The sequence below is a fragment of the Planktosalinus sp. genome, from assembly GCF_059864935.1.
This window is the reverse complement of sequence record NZ_JCBCCK010000063.1, coordinates 1-26,855: the sequence shown is the minus strand read 5'-3', so window position 1 is coordinate 26,855 and position 26,855 is coordinate 1. Positions and strand designations below refer to the sequence as shown.

At 39.8% G+C, this 26,855-nt stretch carries 27 protein-coding genes and 1 pseudogene; 12 read left to right on the top strand and 16 right to left on the bottom strand.

What is annotated here, in order from left to right:
* Positions 1-124 precede the first annotated feature (124 nt).
* Entirely contained in the window at positions 125-358 is a 234-nt protein-coding gene (locus AC6F75_RS02865; RefSeq protein ID WP_500713444.1) for a hypothetical protein, read from the top strand.
* A 235-nt stretch (positions 359-593) separates the two neighbouring features.
* On the opposite strand, the gene AC6F75_RS02860 is transcribed toward AC6F75_RS02865, so the two are convergent.
* Both AC6F75_RS02860 and AC6F75_RS02855 read right to left on the bottom strand, forming a co-directional pair.
* Complete coding sequence (locus AC6F75_RS02860) at positions 594-1,469, bottom strand: DNA adenine methylase (RefSeq protein WP_500713443.1); 876 nt, start codon at positions 1,467-1,469, stop codon at positions 594-596.
* 2 nt (positions 1,470-1,471) lie between these two features.
* Positions 1,472-2,359 carry a NotI family restriction endonuclease gene (locus tag AC6F75_RS02855; RefSeq protein WP_500713442.1) on the bottom strand — a complete coding sequence of 296 codons (888 nt, stop codon included), beginning with the start codon at positions 2,357-2,359 and terminating at the stop codon, positions 1,472-1,474.
* A gap of 299 nt (positions 2,360-2,658) precedes the next feature.
* On the opposite strand from AC6F75_RS02855, the gene AC6F75_RS02850 reads away from it, so the two are divergent.
* The 3 genes from AC6F75_RS02850 (at position 2,659) to AC6F75_RS02840 (ending at position 5,093) form a co-directional block, all read left to right on the top strand.
* Positions 2,659-4,020: an MATE family efflux transporter gene (locus AC6F75_RS02850; RefSeq protein ID WP_500713441.1), complete on the top strand. Its 1,362-nt coding sequence runs from the start codon at positions 2,659-2,661 to the stop codon at positions 4,018-4,020.
* 270 nt (positions 4,021-4,290) lie between these two features.
* Positions 4,291-4,521 carry a DUF8828 family protein gene (locus AC6F75_RS02845; protein WP_500713440.1) on the top strand — a complete coding sequence of 77 codons (231 nt, stop codon included), beginning with the start codon at positions 4,291-4,293 and terminating at the stop codon, positions 4,519-4,521.
* Between the two features lie 2 nt (positions 4,522-4,523).
* The gene (locus AC6F75_RS02840; RefSeq protein ID WP_500713439.1) at positions 4,524-5,093 is read left to right on the top strand and encodes a phosphatase PAP2 family protein; all 570 of its coding nucleotides are present in this window, start codon (positions 4,524-4,526) and stop codon (positions 5,091-5,093) included.
* A gap of 108 nt (positions 5,094-5,201) precedes the next feature.
* On the opposite strand, the gene AC6F75_RS02835 is transcribed toward AC6F75_RS02840, so the two are convergent.
* From AC6F75_RS02835 to meaB, 4 genes are read right to left on the bottom strand one after another with little or no spacing between them, the layout of a single operon-like run.
* Positions 5,202-6,815: a glycosyltransferase family 39 protein gene (locus AC6F75_RS02835; RefSeq protein WP_500713438.1), complete on the bottom strand. Its 1,614-nt coding sequence runs from the start codon at positions 6,813-6,815 to the stop codon at positions 5,202-5,204.
* Complete coding sequence (locus AC6F75_RS02830; RefSeq protein WP_500713437.1) at positions 6,799-7,422, bottom strand: lipid-A-disaccharide synthase N-terminal domain-containing protein; 624 nt, start codon at positions 7,420-7,422, stop codon at positions 6,799-6,801. Before AC6F75_RS02830 ends, AC6F75_RS02835 begins: the two co-directional genes overlap by 17 nt.
* Positions 7,419-8,132 (bottom strand): glycosyltransferase, encoded by a 714-nt coding sequence (locus tag AC6F75_RS02825; protein ID WP_500713436.1) that lies wholly within the window; start codon positions 8,130-8,132, stop codon positions 7,419-7,421. Before AC6F75_RS02825 ends, AC6F75_RS02830 begins: the two co-directional genes overlap by 4 nt.
* Positions 8,132-9,214: a methylmalonyl Co-A mutase-associated GTPase MeaB gene (gene meaB / locus AC6F75_RS02820; RefSeq protein ID WP_500713435.1), complete on the bottom strand. Its 1,083-nt coding sequence runs from the start codon at positions 9,212-9,214 to the stop codon at positions 8,132-8,134. Before meaB ends, AC6F75_RS02825 begins: the two co-directional genes overlap by 1 nt.
* Positions 9,215-9,306: 92 nt before the next feature.
* Here meaB and AC6F75_RS02815 point away from each other — a divergent pair, with 92 nt between their 5' ends.
* Positions 9,307-9,735, top strand: a complete 429-nt coding sequence (locus AC6F75_RS02815; RefSeq protein ID WP_500713434.1) for an Ohr family peroxiredoxin — start codon at positions 9,307-9,309, stop codon at positions 9,733-9,735.
* Positions 9,736-9,919: 184 nt separating this feature from the next.
* Here the strand turns inward: AC6F75_RS02815 and AC6F75_RS02810 are convergent, their stop codons facing one another.
* Both AC6F75_RS02810 and AC6F75_RS02805 read right to left on the bottom strand, forming a co-directional pair.
* Entirely contained in the window at positions 9,920-10,498 is a 579-nt protein-coding gene (locus AC6F75_RS02810) for a superoxide dismutase family protein (RefSeq protein ID WP_500713433.1), read from the bottom strand.
* A gap of 93 nt (positions 10,499-10,591) precedes the next feature.
* Positions 10,592-11,149 (bottom strand): PepSY domain-containing protein, encoded by a 558-nt coding sequence (locus tag AC6F75_RS02805; RefSeq protein WP_500713432.1) that lies wholly within the window; start codon positions 11,147-11,149, stop codon positions 10,592-10,594.
* Between the two features lie 98 nt (positions 11,150-11,247).
* Here AC6F75_RS02805 and AC6F75_RS02800 point away from each other — a divergent pair, with 98 nt between their 5' ends.
* Positions 11,248-12,792, top strand: a complete 1,545-nt coding sequence (locus tag AC6F75_RS02800; RefSeq protein WP_500713431.1) for an FAD-dependent protein — start codon at positions 11,248-11,250, stop codon at positions 12,790-12,792.
* A 162-nt stretch (positions 12,793-12,954) separates the two neighbouring features.
* Here the strand turns inward: AC6F75_RS02800 and AC6F75_RS02795 are convergent, their stop codons facing one another.
* From AC6F75_RS02795 to truA, 4 genes are all read right to left on the bottom strand, one after another.
* Complete coding sequence (locus AC6F75_RS02795) at positions 12,955-13,953, bottom strand: pirin family protein (RefSeq protein ID WP_500713430.1); 999 nt, start codon at positions 13,951-13,953, stop codon at positions 12,955-12,957.
* A gap of 76 nt (positions 13,954-14,029) precedes the next feature.
* Positions 14,030-14,422: a hypothetical protein gene (locus AC6F75_RS02790; protein WP_500713429.1), complete on the bottom strand. Its 393-nt coding sequence runs from the start codon at positions 14,420-14,422 to the stop codon at positions 14,030-14,032.
* A gap of 281 nt (positions 14,423-14,703) precedes the next feature.
* Positions 14,704-16,476, bottom strand: a complete 1,773-nt coding sequence (locus tag AC6F75_RS02785) for an ABC transporter transmembrane domain-containing protein (protein ID WP_500713428.1) — start codon at positions 16,474-16,476, stop codon at positions 14,704-14,706.
* A gap of 3 nt (positions 16,477-16,479) precedes the next feature.
* Entirely contained in the window at positions 16,480-17,223 is a 744-nt protein-coding gene (truA, locus tag AC6F75_RS02780; RefSeq protein WP_500713427.1) for a tRNA pseudouridine(38-40) synthase TruA, read from the bottom strand.
* A gap of 96 nt (positions 17,224-17,319) precedes the next feature.
* Here truA and AC6F75_RS02775 point away from each other — a divergent pair, with 96 nt between their 5' ends.
* Entirely contained in the window at positions 17,320-17,814 is a 495-nt protein-coding gene (locus AC6F75_RS02775; protein ID WP_500713426.1) for a YfcE family phosphodiesterase, read from the top strand.
* 96 nt (positions 17,815-17,910) lie between these two features.
* Here the strand turns inward: AC6F75_RS02775 and AC6F75_RS02770 are convergent, their stop codons facing one another.
* From AC6F75_RS02770 to AC6F75_RS02760, 3 genes are all read right to left on the bottom strand, one after another.
* Entirely contained in the window at positions 17,911-18,447 is a 537-nt protein-coding gene (locus tag AC6F75_RS02770) for a hypothetical protein (protein WP_500713425.1), read from the bottom strand.
* A complete protein-coding gene (locus AC6F75_RS02765) occupies positions 18,444-19,046 on the bottom strand; it encodes a hypothetical protein (protein WP_500713424.1) in 603 nt (200 codons plus the stop codon). Before AC6F75_RS02765 ends, AC6F75_RS02770 begins: the two co-directional genes overlap by 4 nt.
* A gap of 85 nt (positions 19,047-19,131) precedes the next feature.
* A complete protein-coding gene (locus AC6F75_RS02760; RefSeq protein WP_500713422.1) occupies positions 19,132-19,674 on the bottom strand; it encodes a hypothetical protein in 543 nt (180 codons plus the stop codon).
* A 288-nt stretch (positions 19,675-19,962) separates the two neighbouring features.
* On the opposite strand from AC6F75_RS02760, the pseudogene AC6F75_RS02755 reads away from it, so the two are divergent.
* Positions 19,963-20,453, top strand: a pseudogene (locus AC6F75_RS02755) (metallophosphoesterase family protein).
* Between the two features lie 65 nt (positions 20,454-20,518).
* On the opposite strand, the gene AC6F75_RS02750 reads toward AC6F75_RS02755, so the two are convergent.
* Positions 20,519-20,929 carry a DUF4293 family protein gene (locus tag AC6F75_RS02750; protein ID WP_500713420.1) on the bottom strand — a complete coding sequence of 137 codons (411 nt, stop codon included), beginning with the start codon at positions 20,927-20,929 and terminating at the stop codon, positions 20,519-20,521.
* A gap of 204 nt (positions 20,930-21,133) precedes the next feature.
* On the opposite strand from AC6F75_RS02750, the gene rho reads away from it, so the two are divergent.
* From rho to AC6F75_RS02730, 4 genes are all read left to right on the top strand, one after another.
* Positions 21,134-22,861: a transcription termination factor Rho gene (rho, locus tag AC6F75_RS02745; protein ID WP_500713419.1), complete on the top strand. Its 1,728-nt coding sequence runs from the start codon at positions 21,134-21,136 to the stop codon at positions 22,859-22,861.
* Between the two features lie 89 nt (positions 22,862-22,950).
* The gene (locus tag AC6F75_RS02740; protein ID WP_500713418.1) at positions 22,951-23,913 is read left to right on the top strand and encodes a calcium/sodium antiporter; all 963 of its coding nucleotides are present in this window, start codon (positions 22,951-22,953) and stop codon (positions 23,911-23,913) included.
* A gap of 136 nt (positions 23,914-24,049) precedes the next feature.
* Entirely contained in the window at positions 24,050-26,236 is a 2,187-nt protein-coding gene (locus tag AC6F75_RS02735; protein ID WP_500713417.1) for a glutamine synthetase III domain-containing protein, read from the top strand.
* A 65-nt stretch (positions 26,237-26,301) separates the two neighbouring features.
* A partial coding sequence (locus tag AC6F75_RS02730) for an AIR synthase related protein (RefSeq protein ID WP_500713416.1) occupies positions 26,302-26,855 on the top strand: 554 nt, incomplete at its 3' end.

Sequence of the window (26,855 nt, the reverse complement as noted above, 5' to 3'; positions counted from 1 at the left end):
CAGGAGTGACGTCCTGAAGCAAAGCAAGTGGCAAGGTTGCTGACCGTGAGGTCAGGACTGAAGTAAGCCAGACTGCGTGGTTGGTTCTGACGAACAGGAACTGCATAAGAGGCTATGAGGTTGGATGAGCAAGCACACCATTGCGACGTCCCAAAGCAGGCAGTTTTCCTGCACAGCCAAAATAGTAGATGCAGCAGCAATTGACCAAAGGGTATTTATCCGCCAGAGGCGGAGAGGTCTCCGTAGTTACGGGTTAACAGAGCGGAGAAGTCAGGCGCCTACGCTAAAGCTTCAGCGACAGCGTGCCGAAGTCATAGTACTTGCAAAACAAGCAGGGATTGCATACCCATACCCCTGACGCCTTAATGAGCAAGGAAGGACTGAACGTAAATTTCTTTGAAATTAGAACAGGAATACTCCTTGTTGTATAGCCTATTCATAAAGTAGCGGATAGCTTTAGTTGGTGGAAAGAGCAACTAATGTGATGATTTACGAACCGCCGTATACGAGGTCCGTACGTACGGTGGTGTGAGAGGCGCACTCCGTTCCTATTTAGGGGCGGAGCCGTCTACTCGACTGGGGCCAGTGTTCTTTTATTTCCACCATTCAAAATTGTCCGATATGATGATTTCATTCTTTTGAACATGGTGTGTCGTTTTCATTGGAATGGTTCTAAAGTCAAGGTTATACTTTTCAGCTAATCCCCTTATTTCTTCAGTATCATCATAAGTAAGCATAAACTTCCCTTTGAGTTGAGCCGTTAAAGCAAACAAGGCATCATGGTCAATTTCAAAGTGAGTATAAAGTCGTCTACCTGCAACGGTGTATGGTGGGTCAATGAATGAATAAGCATTAATGTCATTCTTAACTTTGTCTAATTCTACAAATGCATCACCTTCGACAAATTTCATTTTAGCCTTTACATGTCCAACTGCCATGATTCTGTCTCTTAAGGTCTTTGGATACCAACGTGATTTGATTCCCTTACCGTTCTCACCATTTTTAATTAGCCCTGAACCTTTGGTAATAATGCCCCCATGAAAAATTCTATTTTTAAGTATCGTGCTAAAAGCTTGTTCCTTTGTTGTTTTATTTTCCTTTTTAAGTATTGAGTTTGCATTTTCAGGATTTAGGTCAAATGAATAGATTTTATCTGCCAACCAATTATGGTCGCCATTAATTATCACTTCCCAAACAGCAGCTACTTCATGGTCAAGTTCAATCATTACAATATTGTCGGCTAAACTCTCAAATGCTGCGGTAAGGCTTACAATTCCACCACCAGCAAATGGCTCAATTAATGTTTTGGTGTCTTTTGATTGCTTAAGCCATTTTCTCACGACAGGAATTAACCAAGTCTTCCCACCTGGATATCTGAATGGACTTCTCTGTGGAACGGAAGCCACATTTACAACCTTTGGTGTTGCCTTTTTCTGTTTCGTTTCAAACATTGATAATTGTCCGTCCATGATTAACTGCTAATTATGTCTGTTAATGACGGTGCATCTGGCGGATTTTTGTCCAAATGCTCGTCAAGATGGTTTTGTAAAATATTGATGAAGTCCGAAATATCTCCGGGTTCGGGAGTAGTGACCCTTAAAAGTGCAGGCTCAAATTCAGTATAAACTGTTTCAGTTAGAACGAGGTTATTTTGCTTTTGCTCTTCATTAAATACTAGGTCGTATAGAAACCAAGCAATGTCAGCCTTTGATTTAGTAGTTGTCGGGAGAGAAGGTAGGGTTTCAAAAAATGATTTTTGTAGGGCTACACTTTGTTTCTTTTTCCAAGATTGAAATATTCCACCCTTGTAAAGCATTTGTGGAATAAGACGCTTTCGAGACGATGATAGATAGTCGGGTTTGGGATAGTTGTATCCTGAAGGCCACTCAAAATCTTTCGAAGGCTTTTTGATATACTCTTCAAATGGGTTTCTGAGATTTCCTGAAATATACACTCCCTGAACTTCGAGTGAAGCAAAGTCTATCAGTTGACCTTTTTCGTTATATTGAACAAGTACAAAATCTATGTTGCCTGCTGATTGTCCATTTTTGTCAACAAGTTTGATTTCAGACAGAGAAGTCCAATTCGCTTTTGTGCCAAACGCAAATTCAGCAGCTTTTTCGACAATAACCCAATCTTCTCTAAACCTAGTTGGACAAGTAATTACTGAAATACCATTGTGCCAAACACTGCAAACCCCGAGTGGATTGTTCGCTTTATCTTTCGTACAGTTTGGGACTTTGTTGTTGAAAGGACAAAGTTTTTGCTTTCGATATCGTTCTGCCTTTGTGCTTTCATTTTCAATTGGAAAGCCAAATACTTCACCAAAAGGGCTTTTATGTTCTACTTTTTTTGCCATGTTCAAAGATATGAAATTCTGTCGGCCCGATAGAAATATTGTTGGTGATTTTCACATTGGCCCCAACTTAGTATAGAAACACAAATATACTTTTTTATCACTTTAAGTAGCGGGCTAAGAGCACTTTTTGCCCTCCTTACCCGGTTTTCAATATCATTTCATCCCAACCATTCAAGGTTTTTAAACCCTTAAAGATTAAAAACTTTGATAAAAAATTGTCACAATTTCCACAAATCATCGTCCTTTGCTTTTACAATATCCAGTAACTTTGAACAGTTAAAAATCAACCTGATAATTCCATGCCTCTAAGCGCATACACCAAAGAATTCCGGTACAACTTCCGTCTGGCTTATCCCATTATGCTGGGGCAGTTGGGGCATGTCATGGTGGGTTTGGTGGATAACCTTATGGTGGGGCAATTAGGCGCTGCAGAACTGGCGGCCATCTCACTGGGCAACAGTTTGGTTTTTATTGCGCTTTCTATTGGTATTGGTTTTTCATTTGCTATCACTCCACTTATCGCTGAAGCAGATGGCGAAAACAATATTGAAAACGGGCGCAGTTTTTTCCACCATGGAATGATACTTTGCGGCATTAACGGTTTGGTGCTGTTTATTCTTTTGCTTTTTGCCAAACCACTACTGTACCAACTCAACCAGCCGCCCGAAGTGGTGGACCTGGCCATTCCTTATCTGGAGATTGTGGCATTCTCCATGATTCCCTTGATGCTGTTTCAGGGGTTTAAGCAGTTTGCAGACGGGCTTTCGCAAACCAAATATGCCATGATCGCCACCTTGATTGCCAATGTGGTCAATATTGTATTTAACTATTTACTGATATACGGTATCTGGATTTTCCCGCGCCTTGAACTTGAAGGCGCAGCTTTGGGCACCTTGATTTCAAGGTTTTTTATGCTTGGGTTTATCTATTTTATCTTAAAGAACAAGAAAAAATTCAGTGCCTATTTTGTCTGGTCAAAGCGAGAGCATTTAAACAAGTCCATTTTTAAACGTCTCCTCGGTTTGGGCTTCCCCACCGCCATGCAAATGTTTTTTGAGATAGCTTTATTCACTGCATCCATTTTCCTTGCGGGTATGCTGGGGACCCATCCTCAGGCGGCCAATCAGATTGCACTCAACCTGGCATCGATGACCTTTATGATAGCCGTGGGCTTTAGTGTGACGGCCACCATCAGGGTGGGAAATCAAAAGGGCAAGAAGAACTTTACTGAACTGCGGCGCATTGCCTTTTCCATTTTCTTTATGGTTTTGGTGATACAGGCTGTATTTGCACTTATGTTTATTCTGACTAAAGGCATACTGCCCACCTTCTATATCGACAATGCTGAGGTGATATCGATTGCTTCTACATTATTAATTGTTGCTGCAATTTTCCAGTTGAGTGACGGATTGCAAGTGGTGTTTTTAGGTGCTTTACGCGGTCTACAGGATGTGAAAATCCCTTCGTGGATTTGCTTTGTGGCCTACTGGTTGGTTGGTTTTCCGGTGTGCTGGTTTTTAGGTAAGGAAGAGGCATTGGGTGCTATGGGCATTTGGCTGGGACTGTTTGCAGGTTTGACGGCTTCAGCCATACTGTTGTATTGGCGGTTTGACTTTTTGACAAAACGATTGATATCAAAGTCGACACAATTATCAAACTAAGAGAAGAAACTTTGCGATTCTTTGCGCTTTCTTTGCGAAACTTTGCGGTAAAGCTATTGGATTTTATAATGTTGCTGAAGGCTATACCACAGAGCTACACAGAGTAGCCGCAAAGGGACCAGAGGGTTTTCTCTTTAAAAATCAGCGAGAGACTTCACTTGTTTAAATTAGTTAAGCTATTTTTGTGCTGATAAAAAGCGATTTTCTAAGTTAATTTGAGCAAGTTTTTTCCCGCAGATTCCGCAGATTTTCGCAGAACAATAAAAACCAATGGAACTACCAAAATTTATACTCGGAGATAATACTGACTTTCCTGACGCCATTTACGTGATTCATACGGACTTCCCGAGATTCATCATCAACCTTGAAAACGACGAAGTGGAATGGCTGGAAGAATTTGACTCTGAAGACCAGAAAGAACTGGAAGCAGAAACCGAAAACCTTATACAACAAGCCACTGATTTTTACGACCGTGAAGTGGAACGTTACAACGATGTATAAGCATGCTTGAACAACTTTTACAACTGGATGAACAACTTTTTGTCTATCTGAATTCGCTGGGTTCAGAGCGGTGGGATGGACTTTGGCTGATTATCACCAATAAATTTGCGTGGGCACCGCTTTATGCACTGTTGTTGTATTTGGTGTTCAAAAACTTTGGCTTTAAAAATATGCTTATTGTTATGGTGCTGGTGGCGGTGATGATTACTTTTACTGACCAGTTGGCCAATTTGTTTAAACACGGATTTGCTCGACCCAGGCCTTGCCGTGAGGAGCATTTGAGTGGGCTGATTCGTTACATTGCACCTCGCTGTGGGCGTTTTGGCTATTTTTCAGCACATGCTGCAAGTTCGATGGCATTGGCAGTTTTCCTTGGATTACTCTTTAGAAGCACATACAAAAACCTGGTGTTTTTAATGCTATTTTGGGCAGCCATTGTGGGTTACAGCCGTATTTATGTTGGGGTGCATTATCCACTCGACACCTTAACGGGAATGGTTATCGGAGCTTTTGCAGGTCTTGGAATTTATAAAATTTCCCGTTGGTTTAAGGTTATGAAAATAAGGGAATAAAACCTGAAAAAAAATCACCGCGAAGGCGCAAAGTTCGCAGAGATTATTAGTAAATATTCTCTTTGCGTTCACCGCGCCTCTGCGGTAAGAAGACTAAAATACCTTAGTTTAATTCCTTTCAACATAAAAAAGCACTCTTTTCAATCTGACTTTTTTCTTAGCTACCGGATTGACATCAATGCTGTCAATGTGTTCCATGCTAAAGGCTTCAAAAACATCCATTGCTGTTTTCAACTGATGTTCTGATTCTTCAACAAGCAATAAAAATGCAGATTCTTCCGGAATTTGATAATCGTTTCCGTCGTGGAGTACGGGTATAGGTTTTCCGTATTCCCAAATCAGTTCAGGGGCGAAATTGTAGAATTCATACACCGGAACGTTCAATGTGTTTTTGTGTGTATCAATGATTTCAGGACCGCGGTAGTCGGGATTAGGGTTGATTTCTTCCGCTAAAGGCAAGCCGAAACAAATCACAAAAACAATAAACAAGACAGTTCCATAAAACGATTTTTTAATATTTTTTCGGAAAAGGTTGATTAAAATAAAAACCCCCAATCCAAAAAAGGCTATAGCTGAAAGCAGGTACCATAAAAGGTTCCCTTCCAGGCTTTCACCGAAATAGATAAAACCCAACACCGGAAAAGCCAATCCGATAAGCGAAATGATTCCAAAATGCAGGTACACCGGCCAGGTATCTTTCGCTTTAAGCACTTTAAAACTTCGGAATACATATTCCATATAAAATGCTGTGGTTATGGCGAGGGGAAAAAGCACCGGCAACAAGTAACGCGATTTTTTTTCGGGAATGAGTGATAACAATACAACTGCTGCCAGCGTCCACAATAAACTGAATTGGTAGCCTTTTTTGTCAAAAACCCTGTCCTTCAGATAGGGGTAGAGCAAGCCAATAAAAGCGGGAATGGTCCAGAGACCGCTTTGCACCACAAAACTCCAGTAATAATAAAAGGGGCGCACGTTGTAGCTGAGCCATCTTCCGGCTTCCAGGCTTGTAATTTCTTTTACGGCATGGGTGTCAAAATAAAACACATACAAACTCCAGGAGGCAGAAACGATTCCGGCTACCAATAGAATCAGCACAATGGGAATCCACTTCAGGTTTTTGAATTTATAAATTACACCATAAGCAATTAAAAATGGAAGCAGCATAGCGTATACAGAAACAGGTCCTTTACTCAAAAATGAAAATCCGATAAAAAGGCCGGCAAGTACAGCGTTGAGATAATGTTTTTTGCTTTCGCTGAAAAGTTTAATAATGTACGCAATTGCCACCAGCATAAATCCGTGGGTGAAAATATCCCATTGTCCGTCCCTGCCGGAGAGTATAATGTGAAATGAGGTCACGGCTATAAGTCCGGTAAAAAATGCGAAAGTTTTGTTTTGTGTGATTTGCATTGCAATTTTATAAGTCATCAGTACACCCACTGTTCCCAGTAAGGCAGCGGGTAGCCTGAGGGCAAAAAGACTGTCGAGTCCAAAAGCCATTCCTGAAAGTGCCGTTAGCCAGGTGGGCAATGGCGGTTTTTGATAACGCGGGAGATCGTTGATGGTAGTGAAAATCCAGTTGCCTTCCTGGATCATTTCGCGGGCAGTAATAAAGTTGCGCGCTTCCATGATATTGATAAAAACGGCCTCAAGGTTGACAAAGAACACAAGTATACAAGCCAATATCAGCCAAAAGATTTCCTTATTGCTTTTTCTCATTATAATTCAAATAAATGTTTCTTATGTACACGATAGATCCAAAAATATGACCGGCCAGCAACACCGGGTCCATTCTGAAAACGGCATAAATTAAAATCAGGGTTGAACCGGTGAGACTCAGCAGCCAAAATCCAAGTGGGAGAGAGGATACTTTTTTCTTTTCAGAATATGCCCATTGATAGATGAACCTGAATACAAAAACAATTTGCGCGATGATACCCAAAACGAGTAACCAAAACGGAATATTTTCATTTCTGAAAAGTCTGTCAAAACTCTCTGAATCTGAAAATCCGTAAACAAAAACAACCACAGAGACAATAATTATAGTTGTTCTAATTGGTTTTTGAATTTTGTTCCATTGGCCTTGAAGATGCAGGTTTCGCAGATAAATAAAATAAATGATTACCTGTCCAAACATAATGGCAAAGTCGTCCCTGAAATCACCATATAAAAACATTAAGAATGATCCGAAAATACTGAGCACCCAAAACGATGTGGGTGTCATTACTTTTTTATTTTTTTCTGAATCTACCCATTGTATCAGTGTTCTTGCAGAAAATAGTATTTGTGCTAAAAATCCAATGCTGTATATGACCCAATCGCTCATTTTTTGGTTTGGATGTTGTAATGAATGTAGCTTTTTTTCATCCAAACATAGGCAAAGCAGTCAATCAACGGGCCCATAAAGCGATTTTTGAAACTGTATTTTGACTTTCCGGCAATTCTGGGGAAGTGCCTGATTTCCACTTCTTTGATTTTTCCGTTTTGAAGCAAAACCATGGCCGGTAAAAACCGCTGCAGGCCTTTAAACATGGGGATGTTTTTGGCGTATTCGGTTTTGATGATTTTCAACGGGCAACCGGTGTCATGCATTTTGTCGTTGGTGAAAAGTATACGCACCCCGTTCCCAATTTTGGAAGAAATGCGTTTTATAAAAGTGTCTTTGCGTTCTTTTCGCCAACCGGTGACCAAATCATATTCCGGTATAAACGGAAATAATAGTTCAAAATCCTCCGGATAGGTTTGCAAGTCGGCATCAATATAGCCCAGCAGCGGGGTTTCAGTAGCTTCAAAAGCTGCCTTGAGTGCTGCGCCCTTTCCATAGTTTTTGTCAAAAATCAAATAGGAATATTGAGGTTTAGCATTGCAAAACCTGCGAATCATTTCCGGGCTTTTATCATAAGAGCCATCATCTACAAAAAGGATTTGGGTGGATTTGGAAGCACTTTTCAGGTAGTTGTCAAGGTGGTTGAACAAGCGTTCAAGGCCTTCTTCTTCATTATAAACGGGGACTATAATTGTGAATTCTGCTTGCATTAGCTGTTGGTTTTAAGCTTAAATAGTTTTTTTGCCGCCTCAAATGGGGTGGTTTTATGCGTTTCGATTTCCTTAAGTATTTTGGGCAATTCTTTTTTTATTTTGGGATTTCCGTAAAAATCTGTTTTAAGTTGCTCTTCTATGGTTTGGTACAACCAGAACTTGTTTTGCTCGTCTCTTTTATTTTCAAAATAGCCATTTTTTTTAGTGAGGTTTAGGTATTCCTCTACAATTTCCCAAATGGCTTCAATGCCTTCGTTTTTCAGTGCGCTACAGGTGGTGGTTTTTGGCGTCCAGCCGTTTTCCCTTGCTGGAAAAAGATGTAGTGCCCGTTGAAATTCCACTTTGGCTTTTTGGGCGGGTTTTATGTTTTCGCCGTCGGCTTTGTTGATGACAATGACATCGGCCATTTCCATAATACCGCGTTTAATGCCCTGCAGTTCATCACCTGCTCCGGCGAGTTTGAGGAGTAAAAAGAAATCGGTCATTGAGTGTACGGCAGTTTCACTTTGGCCCACACCAACGGTTTCAATGAGAATAACATCAAACCCGGCAGCTTCGCAAAGTATGATGCTTTCACGGGTTTTACGAGCCACACCGCCCAAGGAGTTTCCTGAAGCAGAAGGCCTGATAAAAGCACTTTCTTCTTTGACCAGTTCTTCCATACGGGTTTTGTCACCTAGTATGCTTCCACCACTCAGGGTGCTACTTGGGTCAACGGCCAAAACAGCTACTTTTTTTCCTAATGATACCAATAATTTTCCAAAACTTTCTATAAATGTGCTTTTACCCACTCCCGGGACACCGGTAATTCCAATTCGGATTGATTTATTGGCATAGGGCAAACAAGTCTCTATGATTTGTTGTGCTGCCCCGCGGTGTTTAGGAGACGTGCTTTCAACTAAGGTAATGGCGCGGCTTAGAGCAGTTTGGTTGTTTTTAAGGATGTTTTTTATAATTTCTGAAACATCGGTTTTTTTACGGCGTAATTCTTTAAGGTGTTCAGCGGTAGCGACATCCAGTGTTTTGGATGTCTCATTGCTTTTGTTGGCAGCTTTTTTTTCCGTCCGCTTGGAGACCATATCTTTTGTTTAAGACAAATTTAATAATATGAATTTGATATGCATTGTTTTCTCCCGTATATTTAAATCGCTAAAAATCAAAAACCAAAATTATGAAAACTTTGTATAAAACAGCTGTAACAGCAGCCGGAGCAAGAGCAGGACACATTAAATCTGAAGATGGTAAACTGGACATGGATCTTTCTGTGCCTAAATCCATGGGAGGCGACGGAGGAAACGGAACCAATCCCGAGCAATTATTTGGTGGGGCATATTCAGCCTGTTTTGGCAGTGCTTTGCTCGCTGTTGCAAAAGACCATAAAGTCACCCTGGGTAATTTTTCGGTCACTGCCAATATCAGTTTAACCAAATCTGAAGAAGGTGATTTAAACTTGGTAGCTGTAATGGACTGTTATTTACCCGGCCACGATATTACCACCGGGGAAAAGCTTGTGAATGCTGCTCACGAAATATGCCCTTTCTCAAGGGCAACCCGCGATAATATTGATGTTACGCTCAATTTATTGCTGGATGAAGAATAAATTTTACTTTTTTGGCATGATATTTGAAATATTTACGTTAGTATAATATCAAGCTGAATGAAACATAAAGTAAACTCTTCAAGTTCCGGGGAGTCCCTAAAAAGAAACATTAAGTATTGAAACATAAAAAAAGACCTAAGTGATTCACTCAGGTCTTTTTTTATTTATATTTTATCGGGTAAATTTATTTGATAATTCCACCACAACTAATACGTCCGCCTGCATCTCCTGTGGGTTGGGTTACAAAGTCATCAACACCTTCATGAACGATTACAGATTTTTCAATGATATTTTTGGTTTCGTCATCACAACCAATACACCATTGGTCTGTTTCAAAATGAATCATACCTTTTCCGGTTTCGTCTGCTTTAAAGTTGCCAATGTCACCTTTGTGGTATCCTTCGGCATCACCCCATTTTCCGTGGCGTTCAAAAGTAGGGTTCCAATGCCCTCCAGTTGAGGTGCCGTCTGGTGCTGAACAATCTGCTTTTTCGTGCAAGTGAATGGCATGCATACCCGGAGTCAAACCTTCAAACTCTCCATGCATAGTTACCACACCTCCTTTTTCAGTAAAAGTCACTTTTCCTCTGGTTTTTGAATCGCTTCTGGGCTCCATAAGTATAGAAAGGTGCTTGATTTCCTCACTTTTTTCCACAACTTCTTCAGTAATTTCTTCATTTTGTTCTGATTGTTCCTTTTGATTGTTTTTGCAGGCTGCAAAAACAAGGATTAAACTTAGCAATGTTAGGAATTTGAATTTCATAATATTTGTTTAATGGTTATTTATAGGTACAAATTACGAGATGAAATGCCAGTATCCAAAATTTTAATAAAGATTTAAAATTTTAAAAAGAATCTATACATGCTTCTTTTTTATTTTCTTGATCTTTTTGGGGTTTAACCAAAGGTAAAAACCGGTTACGGAAAGAATCATCAGCCCCAGACAAGTGATGGTCACATAGATTTTCTTGACTTCTTCGTTTTTGGTTTTAATCAAAAAATCAACGATTGAGCCGTCATGGATTTGCTCGATAATGTCCGATGTTCTGGTTTTTACTGAAAGTATTTCACCGCTTTTGATTCCCACCTGAACCTCGCTGTAATGATGTTCAAAGCGCACTTTGGCGGCTCCCTGCTTCAACCTGATGTCGATGCGGTTGATTTCCGGGTCTAAATCGGTATTTTCAAGGATATAGTTTTGAGCGATTTCAGCAATTTTTTCAATGGGAAGTGCAGGCAGTTCAGAAAAATCTCTTTGAGTGGGGGGAATAAAATTGAATTCTTTTTTCCACGCAAGCAAGAGGCCGGTAGCTGCTATGATAAACATAAAAATAAAGAGCGATATCGCTATATATTTATGTATTTTACGATAGCCCCGGGTGGTTTTTGCCAGTTTTTTTGTAGATTCTTGCAAAGAAATTTTTTAGGAATCCCAAAAATAAACAAATCCCGTTCATTACCTAAAAAATTACTGTTAATCATCCCTTATATTTGCAAAGAGTAATTACTGGTATGCAAAAAGAATTTTCCTTTCAGGTATCTCCCGAAGCTGCTGCAAACGAGCAGGCATTGAAGCATTTTGTTTCCAAGCAAGTGGGTATTTCACTTTCTGAAATCAGACATATTGAAATTTTGAAACGCAGTATTGATGCCCGTCAGAAAATCATAAAAGTTAACCTAAAGGTATTGGTTTTTGTCAATGAAGATTTTGAGGGATTACCTATTCTTAAACCTACCTATCAGAATGTTTCATCTAAAGAACCCATTATTATAGTGGGTGCAGGCCCTGCAGGTTTGTTTGCTGCCTTGCGATGTATTGAACTCGGAAAAAAACCAATCGTAATTGAACGCGGTAAAGATGTAAGAGCCAGAAGGCGTGATTTAAAAAAATTAAACATCGAGCACATTGTCAATGAAGATTCAAACTATTGCTTTGGTGAAGGTGGTGCCGGAACTTACTCAGATGGAAAACTCTACACCCGTAGCAAAAAGCGCGGCGATGTGCAGCGCATTTTGGAGTTGCTGGTGGCTTTTGGTGCGACCAAAGAAATTTTAGTTGAAGCCCACCCGCACATTGGCACCAATAAACTGCCCGGGATAATTCAGGAAATCACTCAAACGATTATAGACTATGGTGGTGAAGTACATTTTGAAAGTAGGGTAGTAGATATTCTTATTAAAAACAATGCCGTACAAGGTGTTGCACTTCAAAACGGTGATATAATTGCAGCCAAAAAACTTATACTAGCAACCGGTCATTCCGCAAGGGATATTTTTGAATTACTTTATCAAAAGGGAATCGCAATTGAATCAAAACCTTTTGCGCTTGGCGTAAGGGTAGAACATCCACAGGAATTGATAGACAGCATCCAATACAAATGTGATTACCGCGGCGAATTTCTTCCACCGGCACCTTACAGTATTGTAAAGCAGGTGGACGGGCGTGGTGTGTATTCGTTTTGTATGTGTCCCGGCGGCATTATTGCTCCCTGTGCCACTTCGCCCGGCGAAGTGGTTACCAATGGCTGGTCTCCCAGCAAACGCGATCAGGCAACGGCCAATTCGGGTATCGTTGTGGAAGTGGGACCAAAGGATTTTAGTAAGTTTGGAAATTCACCTCTTGCAGCGATGTATTTTCAGCAGCAGGTAGAGCAAAAAGCCTGGCTGGAAGGCGGTAAAACCCAAACAGCACCGGCACAGCGTCTGGTGGATTTCAGCACCGGAAAACTCTCAACTGATTTGCCAAAAACATCTTATACACCCGGAGTGAAGTCGGTGGAACTTGAAAGTGTACTTCCGGATTTTATTCACAAAAGCCTGCAAAAGGGTTTTGTGGAATTTGGCAAAAGCCTGAAAGGCTATTTTACAAACGAAGCTGTGGTGCACGCTACTGAATCCAGAACTTCTTCACCTGTACGCATTCCCAGGGACCGTGAGACGCTGGAACACATTCAAATCAAAGGGCTGTATCCTTGCGGTGAGGGTGCCGGTTATGCAGGAGGGATTGTTTCTGCCGCAATTGATGGGGAGAAATGTGCTGAGAAAGCTGCCAGATAAAATTTTCAAAATCAAAATACTTATTGGAATTTGGTGATTGAAATAGTTAAAAATTTACGGCGTAAGTTATTCCACAGAGTTTCACAGAGGAGGCACGGAGTTACACAAAGAAAACTGAACATTGATCTTCGAACTCACCTCTAACCACTACCCACTCAAAAACTATTTCACTTCCTCCCTTCCATCAGCGTGAATAGCAAATCGGCCTCTTTTTGCATCGTGCACATTTTCATAACTCTCCCATGGCCAGCCGCCAAACTGGTCTTTCTGATATTGTAAGATTGCCTCTTGTATTCCTTGATGCGAATTGGCCACAAAAGGCCCTTGTTGCACCACGGGTTCGCCAATGGGTTTACCCTGCAGGAATAACAATTCAGCCGGGGCATTTCCGTTTTTAATGGTGATTTTTTCAGTGGGGAATAAATCCAGTGAATGCTCTTTGGGAATGGTAAAGCCTTCAGTTTCAATTTCGTTGCCGTTGTAAAAAAACAAGGTTCTGTTGGTGCCTTCAGAAGCTGTTGGGATTTCCCATTCGGTTCCGGGTTCCATTTTAAGGGTCCAGATGGCTACCTCGTTGGCTGGGTCTGCAGCCCACGAATTGGGTGTGGGAGCAGTTGCCGGAGTGCCTTTGTAATTGCCGGCAACTATTTTTAATTTCACGCCATTGTCTTCAATCACGGGAATTTCTTCATTCCATAACATTCTGAAATAAGGGTCAACACCTTTGCTTTTTCTTGGTAAATTCAGCCACAGCTGAAATAAGAGAAAAGGGTTGTCATTTTCCTGATTCAAAAGCGGAAACATTTCGCAATGCATCACGCCTTTTCCGGCGGTCATCCATTGCACGTCGCCATTGCCAAATCGGCCGGCTGCACCCAGTGAATCACTGTGGTCTGCAAAGCCTTTTTCGACTAAAGTCACTGTTTCAAATCCGCTGTGGGGATGTGCCGGAAATCCGGGCACACGCTGACCGTGATACATACGCCAGCCATCCTTGATGGTAAAATCCTGACCGATGTTTCTTCCATTTAATTGAGAAGGATCGGGACCTAAATGTTTATTTCCTTTTGGAAATTGGTCATTGTGATAGGCACAAAATAAAAAGGGGTCTTGTGTTTCCCAATGGAACCCCAGTTGCTTGATTTTTTTGATGGCAGACATAGTTTGAATTTTAGAAACACAAAATTAACACTTTAAATAATGGGATAGTATTAAGGGTTTCTTAATGGAAAATGGTTTAAGTTTTTCCTTTTCTCTCTCTCCTAATTCTTCTTTTCTTTTCAGCATCTGTTTCAATGATATAGATTACAGGAAGAGCAAAAGATTGTTCATTTTCAATTTTTAAATCCAAAGGAGAAATTTCCTCCAAAGCTTTGATAACTGCCTTTTCAAAAACAGGATGTGGTCCCCTTGCTTGAATATCAAATAATTCACCGTTTTCTGATACTTTAAAAATCGCAAATACTTTTACTTGATCTCCGGGCTTTAATTTCATTATTTTAGAAATACTGTCAATTTCATTTGTATAAAACGATTTGGAAATATCTGATTTTAAAGCCTCTAAATTTTGTGCATATGATGGGAATAATAATAAATAACAAATAAACAAAAGAGTTAGTTTTATATACATAATAACTTATTTTGAATCAAATATAAAGATTAATTTTACCACTAAGGCACAAGGGCACTAAGTGGCACTAAGAAATTAAGACCCTTTTCGAGTTTCAAAAAATAATGATATTAATTCCCTCTGCGGTTCTTTGCGGAATCTTTGCGCTTCTTTGCGCTTCGACGCCTGAAGCTATGAAGCGCAAGGCGGTAAAAGTCAAGCCAAAATACTAATAAATTCAAGACCCCACAATTAAAAAGCAACTATATTCAGGCATCTCAATGCTCAAACAATAAACCGATTTATTTATCCAAAACCTCCTCTTTCAAAAACTGCACTTCATACAAGTTGCGGTAGTGCCCGTTTTCGATTTTGAGCAGTTCTTGATGGTTGCCCATTTCAACAATTTCACCGGCTTCCATCACGATGATAACATCAGCTTTTTTGATGGTGGCCAAACGGTGGGCGATGACTATTGATGTGCGACCTTGTGTTATTTTGGCCGTTGCATTTTGTATGAGTTGCTCCGAATAGGAATCCACCGAAGAAGTCGCTTCATCAAGTACCAGCACTCCGGGATTGCTTACATAAGCCCTTAAGAATGCAATGAGTTGCCTTTGTCCGGATGACAACATACTCCCACGTTCCTTGACGTTGTAATTGTAACCATCGGGCAGGCTCATGATAAAGTCGTGTACACCAATATCTTTTGCAGCCTGAATCACTTCTTCTTCAGTAATATCCGGATTGTTCAGGGTGATGTTGTTCATTATCGTGTCTGCAAATAGGAAGACATCCTGCAACACTACTCCGATGCTTTTTCTCAAGTCACTCAAAGCGATATCTTTGATGTTTTTTCCATCAACGGTTATGGTTCCGCTTTTGATTTCGTAAAAACGCGAAAGCAAATTGATGATTGTCGATTTTCCGGCACCGGTGGCTCCCACAAAAGCCACCGTCTGGTTGGGTTGTACTTCAAAGGAAATGCCTTTGATGACCATTTCGGCATCGTCATAACTAAAATAGACTTTGTCAAAAACAAGTTGTCCTTTTACGTCAGTGAGTGTTTCATTGCCGGTATCTTCTATGGAAGCTTCGGTATCGAGAATTTCAAACACACGGTTTGCAGAAACCATTCCCATTTGCAGGGTGTTGAATTTATCAGCAATTTGGTTGAGGGGCCTGAAGAGCATTTGTGACAATCTGATAAAGGCAACTATCAATCCCAGAGTGATTGTGCTTCCGCCGGCAAGGACTTGTAAACCACCATACCACATGATTAAACCGATGGTAATGGAAGCCGTCATTTCAGTTACGGCAAAAAAGATGGAGTTGTACCAAACGGTTTTGATCCACGCGACTTTATGTTTTCTGTTGATTTCTGTAAAGTTTTTATCTTCGGTTTCTTCACGGGTAAAAAGTTGCACGATTTTCATTCCCGTGATGCGTTCTTGGACAAAAGTGTTGAGGTTGGCCACCTGATTGCGCACTTCTTCAAATGCTTTTTTCATCGCTTTTTGGAATAATCTGGTTGCATACAAAATAAGGGGAAAAACCGCCAAAACGATGAGTGTAAGTTCCCAGCTTCTGTAAAACATAAACCCTAAAATGACCCCCATTTTCAATAAATCACTAGAGATATTGAATAGACCGTCACTAAACACACTGGCTATGGTTTCAATATCATTTACTGCCCGTGTGGTCAATCTACCCACCGAACTTTTGTCAAAATACTTCATTTTGAAGTTCAGGATTTTGTCAAACAGTTTGACACGGATGTCGCGCACCACATTAAAGCCCAGCCAGTTGGAATAATAGAGAAACGAAAACTGAAAAAATACTTCAGCAAAAAGAAAGGCAATCATCAGGGTAATGTAAAACACTAGGTTTTCATAATCCCTTGGGATGATGGAATCATCGATTATGCTTTCCAGTAAAATGGGCTGCATCACCGAAAACCCGGATACGAGTATAGCAGAAATTCCTACAAACCAAAATGTGACTTTATAAGGCTTGGTGAAGCGTAAAAGTCTTTTGAAAAGATGAAAATCAAATGCCTGTCCGATTTTTGCCATAGTTTATAAAAACAGTTCTTTTGGGTAATCCACCCGGGTTAAATACAAGCCTTCAGCAGGTACAGATGTACCGGCATTGCTTCGGTTTTTGCTTTTGATGATGTTGTGAAAATCATCTATGCTAATCTTTTCAAATCCAATTTCAAGTAATGTGCCCACTATGGCGCGCACCATATTTCGCAAAAAACGATCAGCTGTGATGGTAAATACCAACCGATTATCAACTTTCTCCCATTGCACCTTAGTAATAGTGCAATTATAAGTTTTTACGTCGGTTTTTGACCTTGAAAAACATTGAAAGTCGTTATAGTTGTATAAAATTTCTGCTGCCTGATTCATTTTTTCCACATCGGGGCAGTGGTGCAATTTGTGGCAAAAGTCAATGGCAAAAGGGTCTTTTTCCAGACAAATATGATACTCATAAGTGCGTGAAACTGCATCAAAACGTGCGTGTGCATCTTCCTTAACGGGGAAAATATTTTTGATGGCAATGTCATTTGGTAAAAACGAATTGAGTTTGAAAACCAATTCTTTGGTTTGAAACGCTTCCACGAAATCAAAATGGGTATAAATCTGCCGGGCATGTACACCTGCATCGGTGCGGCCTGCACCAACAATTTCGATTTTAGAACGCAAGAGGGTGCTGAGCGCTTCCTCAAGGGTTTGCTGAACAGAAGCAGCATCAGGCTGGATTTGCCAGCCGTGATAGTTTTTTCCGTTAAATGTTATTTCGATGAAATATCGCAAAGAAACTTTTACTTTTGTTGGATAGCAAAGATAATCACTTAATCAAGAAGTTTGATTTTTGATTTATGATTAACTATAATTTTAAGAATTCATTCTATGTCCAAAAAAATCCTGCTGCTTTCCGATACTCACAGTCATATTGACGACGGTATTTTAAAATATGTCACCCAGGCCGATGAGGTTTGGCACGCCGGAGACATTGGCAGTCTGCAGGTGACTGATGCTATTCAAAAGCTAAGACCATTGCGCGCGGTTTACGGCAATATAGACGAAGCTAAAATCAGAGGGGAATTTCCATTGCACCAGCGGTTTGTTTGCGAAGGTGTCGATGTTTGGATGACCCACATTGGTGGTTCACCCGGGCGATACAAGCAGGACATCAGGGAAGAGATGAAAAACAATCCGCCAAAGCTTTTTATCTGTGGGCATTCACACATACTAAAAGTGATGCACGACCCCAAGCACAAACTGTTGTTTATGAATCCCGGTGCGGTGGGCAAGCACGGTTTTCACAAGGTGCGCACGATGTTGCGGTTTGTATTGGAAAAGGGGGAGATTAAGAACTTGGAGGTGGTGGAGTTTAAGCGTTAAAACAAATAATAAAGAGTGTTACCCATGAATTTTATTCCCTAGGATTTTATAGTTTACTCTTATAAAAAGTAATCCTTACCTTGTTCACTTTTTATACTAATCTAAATAACTACTTAACATTTGAATCTTTTCATCCTTAGATAAGTCATAATTAGTTTGATTAAGTAAGGTATTGTTTGAATCCAAAATAAAAAACCCTGAATAACCTATTATCCTATGATTACAGTCAGGACATAATTTATTGAACATAGATCTAAAGGAATTTCTGCCAATCATATAAACCGGAAAATAGTACCCTTCAAAAAATAAATAATTATGAAGTGATTCTTTATTTTTTTTATTCGCCCTTGATACTACAAATAAGTCAAATTTATCTTTATGCTTTAGATAAAGTTCGTTTATTGCAGGATTCATTAGCCGAGATGCTTCACAAGTATTACTGTTGCGATAAAAATATATAACTTTTGTGTTTTTTGTTGAATGGTATATCCTTTCTTTTAATTCATCTATTGTTAAATCAACTAACTTTACGTTTTTTTGGGTTATGTTTGCGGTTTCAACCGGTATATTTTCTTGAGAAGATACAGGTTGACAAATAAAAATACACACAATAGATAGGATTATAAACCTCATTGATTTGCTTGTTTAAGTATGTCCATTTGTTGTTCAGAAGATAATTCCCATGATTCTTGCAAGTCCATGTTCAAAACAATAATTTGAATGTTTTCACCATTTAGTTTTTGGCGCTGTAAAACCTCGTTCCACTTAAAAAGTGCTTCTATGTTATGTGGCTTGTTGAAAAATATACCCCAGTTCAAAACAAAATAGTAATCTTTATCTGCTTCTTTTATCAAAGGTGTTAAGGTTTTATAATTGACCAACCTGCTTATCCAACTGTCAATATTAATTGCATCTTTTTTAGGTTTTTTCCTGATATTTTTGAAGTTGGAAAGTTTATCGATTACTTCAGACACTTTAAGGTATTCTAGATATAACCCATTTGAATCAAATACATGAACCACCGGTCCTCTCAAATAGCCTTCGTTGGTATAGTTAAAAAATCCTTCAAATTCCTTAAAAATAAAAAGTTCGTCTTCATTATACTCAAATTGATTTCCTTTTAAGAATTTATCAATACTATCATGGTCATGAAATTCAAAAATTGGGTTTTGACCTTGAACAACAGGGCATATTAGGAGAAGAAAAAGAAAGTGTAGGTGTGATTTTTTCATACTTGTTCTTTTTGTGATTTATTAAGAAAAAAAAGAGAGTCAGATTATCCTGTATTTTGGACTTTTATTCAACTCCCCTTAATTATTAATCGTTAGAATTTGTTAATAATACTTTATATAAGTCTAAAGCACTATCATAAATAATTGGCATAGTACTTTCAGAAATTGTGAAATATTCAGAAACTCCCATAATTTCAGCACTTTCTATATCAATAGTAAAACTTTCCTCCATTACAAAATGATAATCACCTTGTATAGAGACCAACTCATCTATAATTGAATCATCGAAAAGAAGATAAAAGTTATTTTCATCTATAACATGGTAATTACCATCTACTATTGCATAGTCTTCTACTAAAGATTTGTTTTGATTTGTCCAAGTAATGTTATAACTATCTATTGTTACCGTTACACTATTTATTCTACAAATACTTAGACCACGACAGTCCCGTGATGTTCGTCCAATACCAAAACTGATTGAACCTCCATTGATTCCTCCTTTTGTAGTTATATCTATAGAAGAGGGTGTTTCTGAATCATAAAGTGTTTGGTTTTGTTCTTGAATATCCTCATTAGAACAGGATAGTGAGAACAATGCAAATAGCATAAAAATGATTGATTTTTTCATAAGAAATGGTTTTTAGATTAATTGATGACTAATATACTAAAAAAAAATATCGTCCCTAAGGGACTTATAAAAATTTTGTAATGTATTTATTACCAATATTTTGTCCCTAACGGGACTAAAGCCTTAGAGGGGCTATATATTGGTAATCAAAAGCAAGCCTTACATATAACAAAGTCCGCCAATCGGCGGACGGAATATGTTAATGGTTTATGTGAATTCAATTATTTTGCCGGACTGCAGTGAGAAGTAATATAAAAAACGAGATACCCGCCTTCGCGGGTAAAATAGATGAAAAAAATCCTGCTGCTTTCCGATACCCACAGTCATATTGACGACGGTATTTTAAAATATGTCGCTCAGGCCGATGAGGTGTGGCATGCCGGTGACATAGGCAGTCTTGAGGTGACTGATGCCGTTCAAAAGCTGAAGCCGCTGCGCGCGGTTTACGGCAATATTGACGAAGCCAAAATCAGGGGGGATTTCCATTACACCAGCGGTTTGTATGTGAAGGTGTGGATGTCTGGATGACACATATTGGCGGCTCGCCCGGGCGATACAATCAGGACATCAGGGAGGAAATGAAAAACAATCCGCCAAAGCTTTTTATCTGCGGACATTCACACATACTTAAAGTGATGCACGATCCCAAACACAATCTGCTGTTTATGAACCCCGGCGCTGTGGGCAAGCATGGTTTTCATAAGGTGCGCACGATGTTGCGGTTTGTATTGGAAAAGGGGGAGATTAAGAACTTGGAGGTGGTGGAGTTTAAGAGGTAAAAAACAAAAACCCCGAAGTTGGCATGCTTCGGGGTTTTCTCACTAATACTACTAAGATTTAAGGTTTAGCGCAATCTGTCAACAGATTTTACGAGATTTTCATCCTTATGGATGGCACGATTGGCCAACACTAAAAAAACGATAGAAAGAATAGGAAGAAACATCCCAATACCCTTCTCAGAAACAAAAGTCTCTCCGGATACCGTTAGCGACCGATAAACGAAAACTCCTAGTAAAATAAAGTTACACAGTATGTTCAATCTATTGAAAACAAACTGTCGTTGTCTTTTTTTGTATGAAAATATAGCTATAAAAGCTAGCAAAATCGATAGAATCATCAAAATGGGAAACAAAGGCTCATTTAATGAATACAAAGCATTTCCGGCTGTATCCTTAACATCGGGAAACCATACAAACAATGCGCCCATTAAAAGCACAACCACAATTAAATATACTGTTTGAATGCGTTGAATCATTTCAAATTCTTGTTTCGTGACGCAAAAATAATGTTTCTTTTTTTAAAAAAACCTATCATAAATTAAAATATTGTTGTATTATTGCATCAGTAATTCGCAACCCATTCAACTGCGGTTGGTTATCTTCCGGATAAATTCAAATTACCATCTTCTTATAACTTATTTGTAAAAAAAGTATTACAACAACATAATTCAATATTATTCATGTTTGAAATTTCAGATTTAAAAGAGCAGAAGCTACCTGAACTTCAGGAAATCGCTAAAACACTTGGTGTACCCAAGTACCGCTCACTCAAAAAAGAGGAACTCGTTTATCAAATTCTTGATCAGCAGGCCGCTAATCCCAAAGCTGTTGAGCCTCTGGTAAAAGAGCATAAAGGCGAAACCATAGAGGAAGCAAAACCTCTGTCTCAACAAGACCGAAAAGATTCTAAAGATCAAAAAAGCAAAAGGCCTCAAAAGCCAAAGCATCAGAAAAAACAAGATACTGATGTCAAAAAAGATTCAAGTCCTTCAGGGCCCAAAGACAAGGAGCCTCAGAAGAGCACTCCCGAACACAAAGAGCAACCCCAGCAACGCCAACAATCAAACAGGCCTGCTCATCAAAAAAGTAAAGAAAGGCCAAAACCTGACAACAACGAGGTCAAAGGCGAATCTGAAGAACCAAAAGCCGAAAACAGACCTCAACAATCTCAAGGTGGCAAAAATACCCAGCAAAATAGTCCTCAAAAAAGCAATAGCCCACAAAGTGGCAATACCAACAAAGATCAGGGCAACAAAGACAAGCGCAACCGCTACCGTGAGCCCGATTATGAGTTTGACGGCATCATTCAGAGTGAAGGTGTGCTTGACATTATGCAGGACGGTTACGGGTTTTTACGCTCAAGCGATTACAACTATTTGTCGTCTCCGGATGATATTTATGTTTCACAATCGCAAATCCGCTTGTTTGGTTTAAAGACAGGGGATACCGTTCTGGGAGAAGTAAGACCTCCGAAAGAAGGTGAAAAATATTTCCCATTAATTAAAGTAATCAGAATAAACGGTTTAAGCCCCAATGTGGTGAGAGACCGGATTTCATTTGAGCACTTAACACCACTTTTCCCACAGGAAAAATTCAAGCTTGCCGAAAAGCAATGTACCATTTCAACCCGTATTATGGACTTGTTTGCTCCAATTGGAAAAGGGCAACGTGGAATGATTGTTTCTCAACCTAAAACCGGTAAAACAGTTTTATTAAAAGAAATAGCCAATGCCATTGCGGCCAATCACCCTGAGGTATATCAAATGATCTTGCTTATTGATGAACGCCCGGAAGAGGTAACCGATATGCAGCGAAATGTAAGCGGCGAAGTTGTTGCTTCCACCTTTGATAAAGAAGCCAATGAACACGTGAGAGTAGCCAACATCGTGCTTGAAAAAGCGAAGAGATTGGTTGAATGTGGTCACGACGTGGTTATACTTCTGGATTCCATTACCCGTCTGGCACGTGCATACAATACCGTTCAGCCGGCATCAGGAAAAATATTGAGTGGGGGTGTGGATGCCAATGCGCTTCACAAACCCAAGCGTTTCTTTGGTGCTGCCCGAAACATAGAAAACGGTGGCTCACTGAGTATCATCGCCACAGCACTGACCGATACCGGTTCAAAAATGGATGAAGTTATCTTTGAAGAATTTAAAGGTACAGGTAATATGGAGTTGCAGTTAGACAGAAAAATTGCCAACAGGCGTATATTCCCTGCAATTGACCTGAATGCATCAAGCACTAGGCGTGATGATTTGTTGCTTGATGAAAAAATACTTCAACGTATGTGGGTGATGAGAAAATACCTGGCTGATATGAATCCTATAGAAGCAATGGAATTTATCAATGAGCGATTCAAGAAAACCCGCAATAACGAAGAGTTTTTAATCTCAATGAACGGATAAAAAACTTCACTATAAAATTATTAAGCCCTGTTAGTTTCAGGGCTTTTTTTATGCGGTCACTTTATATATCTTAGCAAAAAAATTACTGAATGAGCGTTGTTTTAATTTTGGTTGGACTGACCTTGTTGGTCGTAGGTGGTGAATTTTTGGTTCGCTCTTCAGTGGGTTTATCAGTGAAGTTTAAGGTTTCAAAAATGGTTATTGGTTTAACCGTTGTATCTTTTGCAACCTCACTTCCTGAACTGGTGGTAAGTGTTCAGGCTGCTCTCAAAGGTTTTTCAGACATTGCTTTGGGTAATGTTATCGGGTCAAACATAGCCAACATCGGTTTGGTTATGGGTTTAACAGCAATTATTTCCCCCATCTTTTTTGATAAGGATTTTTACAAATTCAACTGGCCGGTAATGATGTTTTTTTCGGTGTTGTTGTATTTCTTTCTTTCCAACGGAAACATTTTAACTTTATATGAAGGGGTAATATTAATGGCCCTTTTAGCCGTTTACCTTTTCTTGTTGGTGAGGCGTTCCCGCAAGCAGGTCAAAGCTGCAGAAGATGAAGGGTTACTTGATGGCGTCGTTGAAATTCCCGATCGCATATCAAATTTCAAGGTAGGAGTATGGCTCATTATTGGTGGTTTGGCCCTTTGGATTGGCTCTGAATTACTGGTAAAAGGTGCAGTGGAGTTGGCATTGTCACTTGGTGTAACAGAACGGGTCATAGCAGTTACTATGATAGCTGTGGGCACAAGTGTTCCGGAGTTGGCAGCATCAATTGTGGCAGCTTTAAAAAAGGAAAAAGCCATTTCGTTTGGTAATTTAATTGGATCAAACATTTTCAATATAGGGTCGGTGTTGGGTCTTACTGCGATAATTCACCCCATAGCTGTTCAAAGCAAGGAAGTGCTCACCAGCGATATTTTCTGGATGCTTGGTTTTGCCCTCATACTTTTGCCACTGGCTTTTTTGCCAAAAGCATTCCGACTTGGAAGAACGAAAGGCTTGTTGCTTTTTGGAGGTTATATAGCTTTCGTTGTTTTGGCATTTATGAATTAAAAATAAAAAAAAAGGGGGGGTGTAATCCTATAAACTAACAAATGTTGATAAATACCCCTAAAAAAATAGAGGTATGTTGTTATGAAATTGAAAATAGTTGTAGTTTTGCCCTGTAAAACTTATAATTCAATTTTCTATGTCAACGCTTCGCTTTCGGGCCATCACTGAAACATTAAACAGAAAACCTGTTTTTATTGAAGAAATAGAAAGACGTTCCAATCTGTTTGGAAAAAACGTTTTTAATGAACATGCCATGCGTCAATACCTCACCAAAGAGGCATACAAAGCTGTAATGAACGCAATGGAACACGGTACAAAAATTCCAAGAAATCTGGCAGACCACATCTCTACAGGAATGAAAGAGTGGGCCATTTCAAAAGGAGTAACCCATTACACCCATTGGTTTCAACCTTTAACAGGTGCAACTGCCGAAAAACACGACGCCTTTTTTGAAACAACATCTAACGGCTCATCCATAGAAAAATTCAATGGCGACCAATTGGTACAACAAGAACCCGATGCTTCCAGCTTGCCGAGTGGAGGAATTAGAAATACTTTTGAAGCCCGTGGTTATACTGCATGGGACCCCACTTCGCCTGCATTTATAATAGGTACTACGCTTTGTATCCCTACAGTGTTTGTTTCCTATACCGGTGAAGCACTGGACTATAAAACACCACTTTTAAGAGCGCTTTCAGCCATTGATGAGGCAGCAACTGCTGTGGCAAAATATTTTGACAAAAACGTTACTAAAGTTCACGCAACCCTGGGCTGGGAACAGGAATACTTTTTAATTGACTCAGCTTTGGCATCAACCAGACCAGACCTGATGATGACCGGCAGAACATTACTTGGTCACACTTCGGCTAAAGGGCAACAACTGGAAGACCACTATTTTGGTTCGATACCTTCACGTGTGTTGAATTATATGCGGGATCTGGAAAGGGAATGCATGTTCCTTGGTATTCCTGTGAAAACCAGACACAACGAGGTGGCTCCCAACCAGTTTGAGTTGGCACCCATTTTTGAAGAAACCAATCTGGCTGTTGACCACAATTCCCTTTTGATGGATGTGATGGCAAAGGTGGCAGAGCGTCACAATTTTGTGGTCTTGTTTCACGAAAAACCTTTTAAAGGTGTAAACGGTTCCGGAAAGCACAACAACTGGTCGCTGGCAACAAACACCGGTGTAAACCTTTTAGGCCCAGGAAGCACCCCAATGAGCAATTTGCAGTTTTTGACTTTCTTTATCAACACTATAATGGCAGTTAATGAATATGAAGAACTCATCAGGGCTAGCATTACCAGCGCCAGTAACGATCACAGGCTGGGGGCCAATGAGGCACCACCTGCAATCATTTCGGTATTTATTGGTGAGCAGTTAACTAAAGTTCTTGACAATCTGGAGCACGTTACTAAAGGAAAACTTTCGCCGGAAGAAAAAACTGACCTTAAACTGAATGTAGTCGGTAAAATTCCTGAAATTCTACTTGACAATACAGACCGGAACAGAACGTCCCCTTTTGCCTTTACAGGGAATAAGTTTGAGTTCCGTGCAGTGGGCTCCAAAGCCAATTGCGGGCACCCAATGACCGTTTTAAATACAATTGTTGCCAGACAGTTAAAGGAGTTTAAAGCAGCTGTGGATAAGTTGATTAAAGAAAAGAAAATGAAGAAAGACGACGCAATATTCAATGTGTTGAGAGAATATATTACGGAGTCCAAACGCATCCGTTTTGAAGGCGATGGCTACAGTGAAGCCTGGGAAAAAGAAGCCAAAAAACGCAAATTAAGTAATTTCAAAACCACTCCTGAGGCACTTAAAGCAAAAGTAACCAAAAAAGCAATTACCTTGTTTGAAGAAATGGGCGTAATGAGTGAAGTGGAGTCCAAATCACGTTATGAAATTGAACTGGAAGAATATACCAAACGTATACAGATTGAAGGTAGGGTTCTGGGTGATATTGCCAGGAACCATGTGATACCAACTGCAATCAGGTATCAAAATGTGGTCGTCAATAACGTGAGAGGCTTGAAAGAGATTTACGGAAACAGTTTTACCAAAATGGCTGAACAGCAACTTGAAATCATTGAAGCTATCAGCAATCACATTGAAAAAATCAATCAGGGTGTGACTGAAATGACCGAGGAACGCAAAAAAGCAAATAATCTGCAAGATTCTGAAAAGAAAGCACACGCTTATTGCGAAAAGGTGAAACCACATTTTGATGAAATCAGATACCACTGTGACAAGCTTGAACTCCTTGTGGACAATGAACTTTGGCCACTGACCAAGTACAGGGAATTATTATTCACCAAGTAAAATTCATCCCGTTCCTTTGGAGCGGGATTTTTTTATTGACTATTTTTGCAACACAAACTTTTACAATGAGCCAGGATATCAGTAAACGATACAGTCAACGCGGCGTTTCTGCCGGAAAGGAAGACGTGCACAACGCCATTAAAAATGTAGATAAAGGACTTTTTCCCAAAGCCTTCTGTAAAATAATCCCCGATTATTTAACCAATGATGAGGATTATTGCCTGATCATGCATGCAGATGGTGCGGGGACCAAATCGTCTTTGGCATATATGTATTGGAAAGAAACCGGTGATATTTCGGTTTGGAAAGGCATTGCTCAGGATGCCCTGATTATGAACATTGACGATTTATTATGCGTAGGAGCAACCGATAATATTTTACTTTCCTCAACTATTGGAAGAAATAAAAACCTCATTCCCGGTGAAGTAATTTCAGCTATCATAAACGGAACCGAAGAATTGATTGAAGAACTAAAATCATTTGGTGTCACCATCCATTCCACCGGAGGAGAAACTGCCGATGTGGGTGATTTGGTGAGAACCATCATCGTTGATTCCACGGTTACGGCCCGAATGAAACGCAGTGAGGTGATTGACAATGCAAACATTCAGCCCGGCGA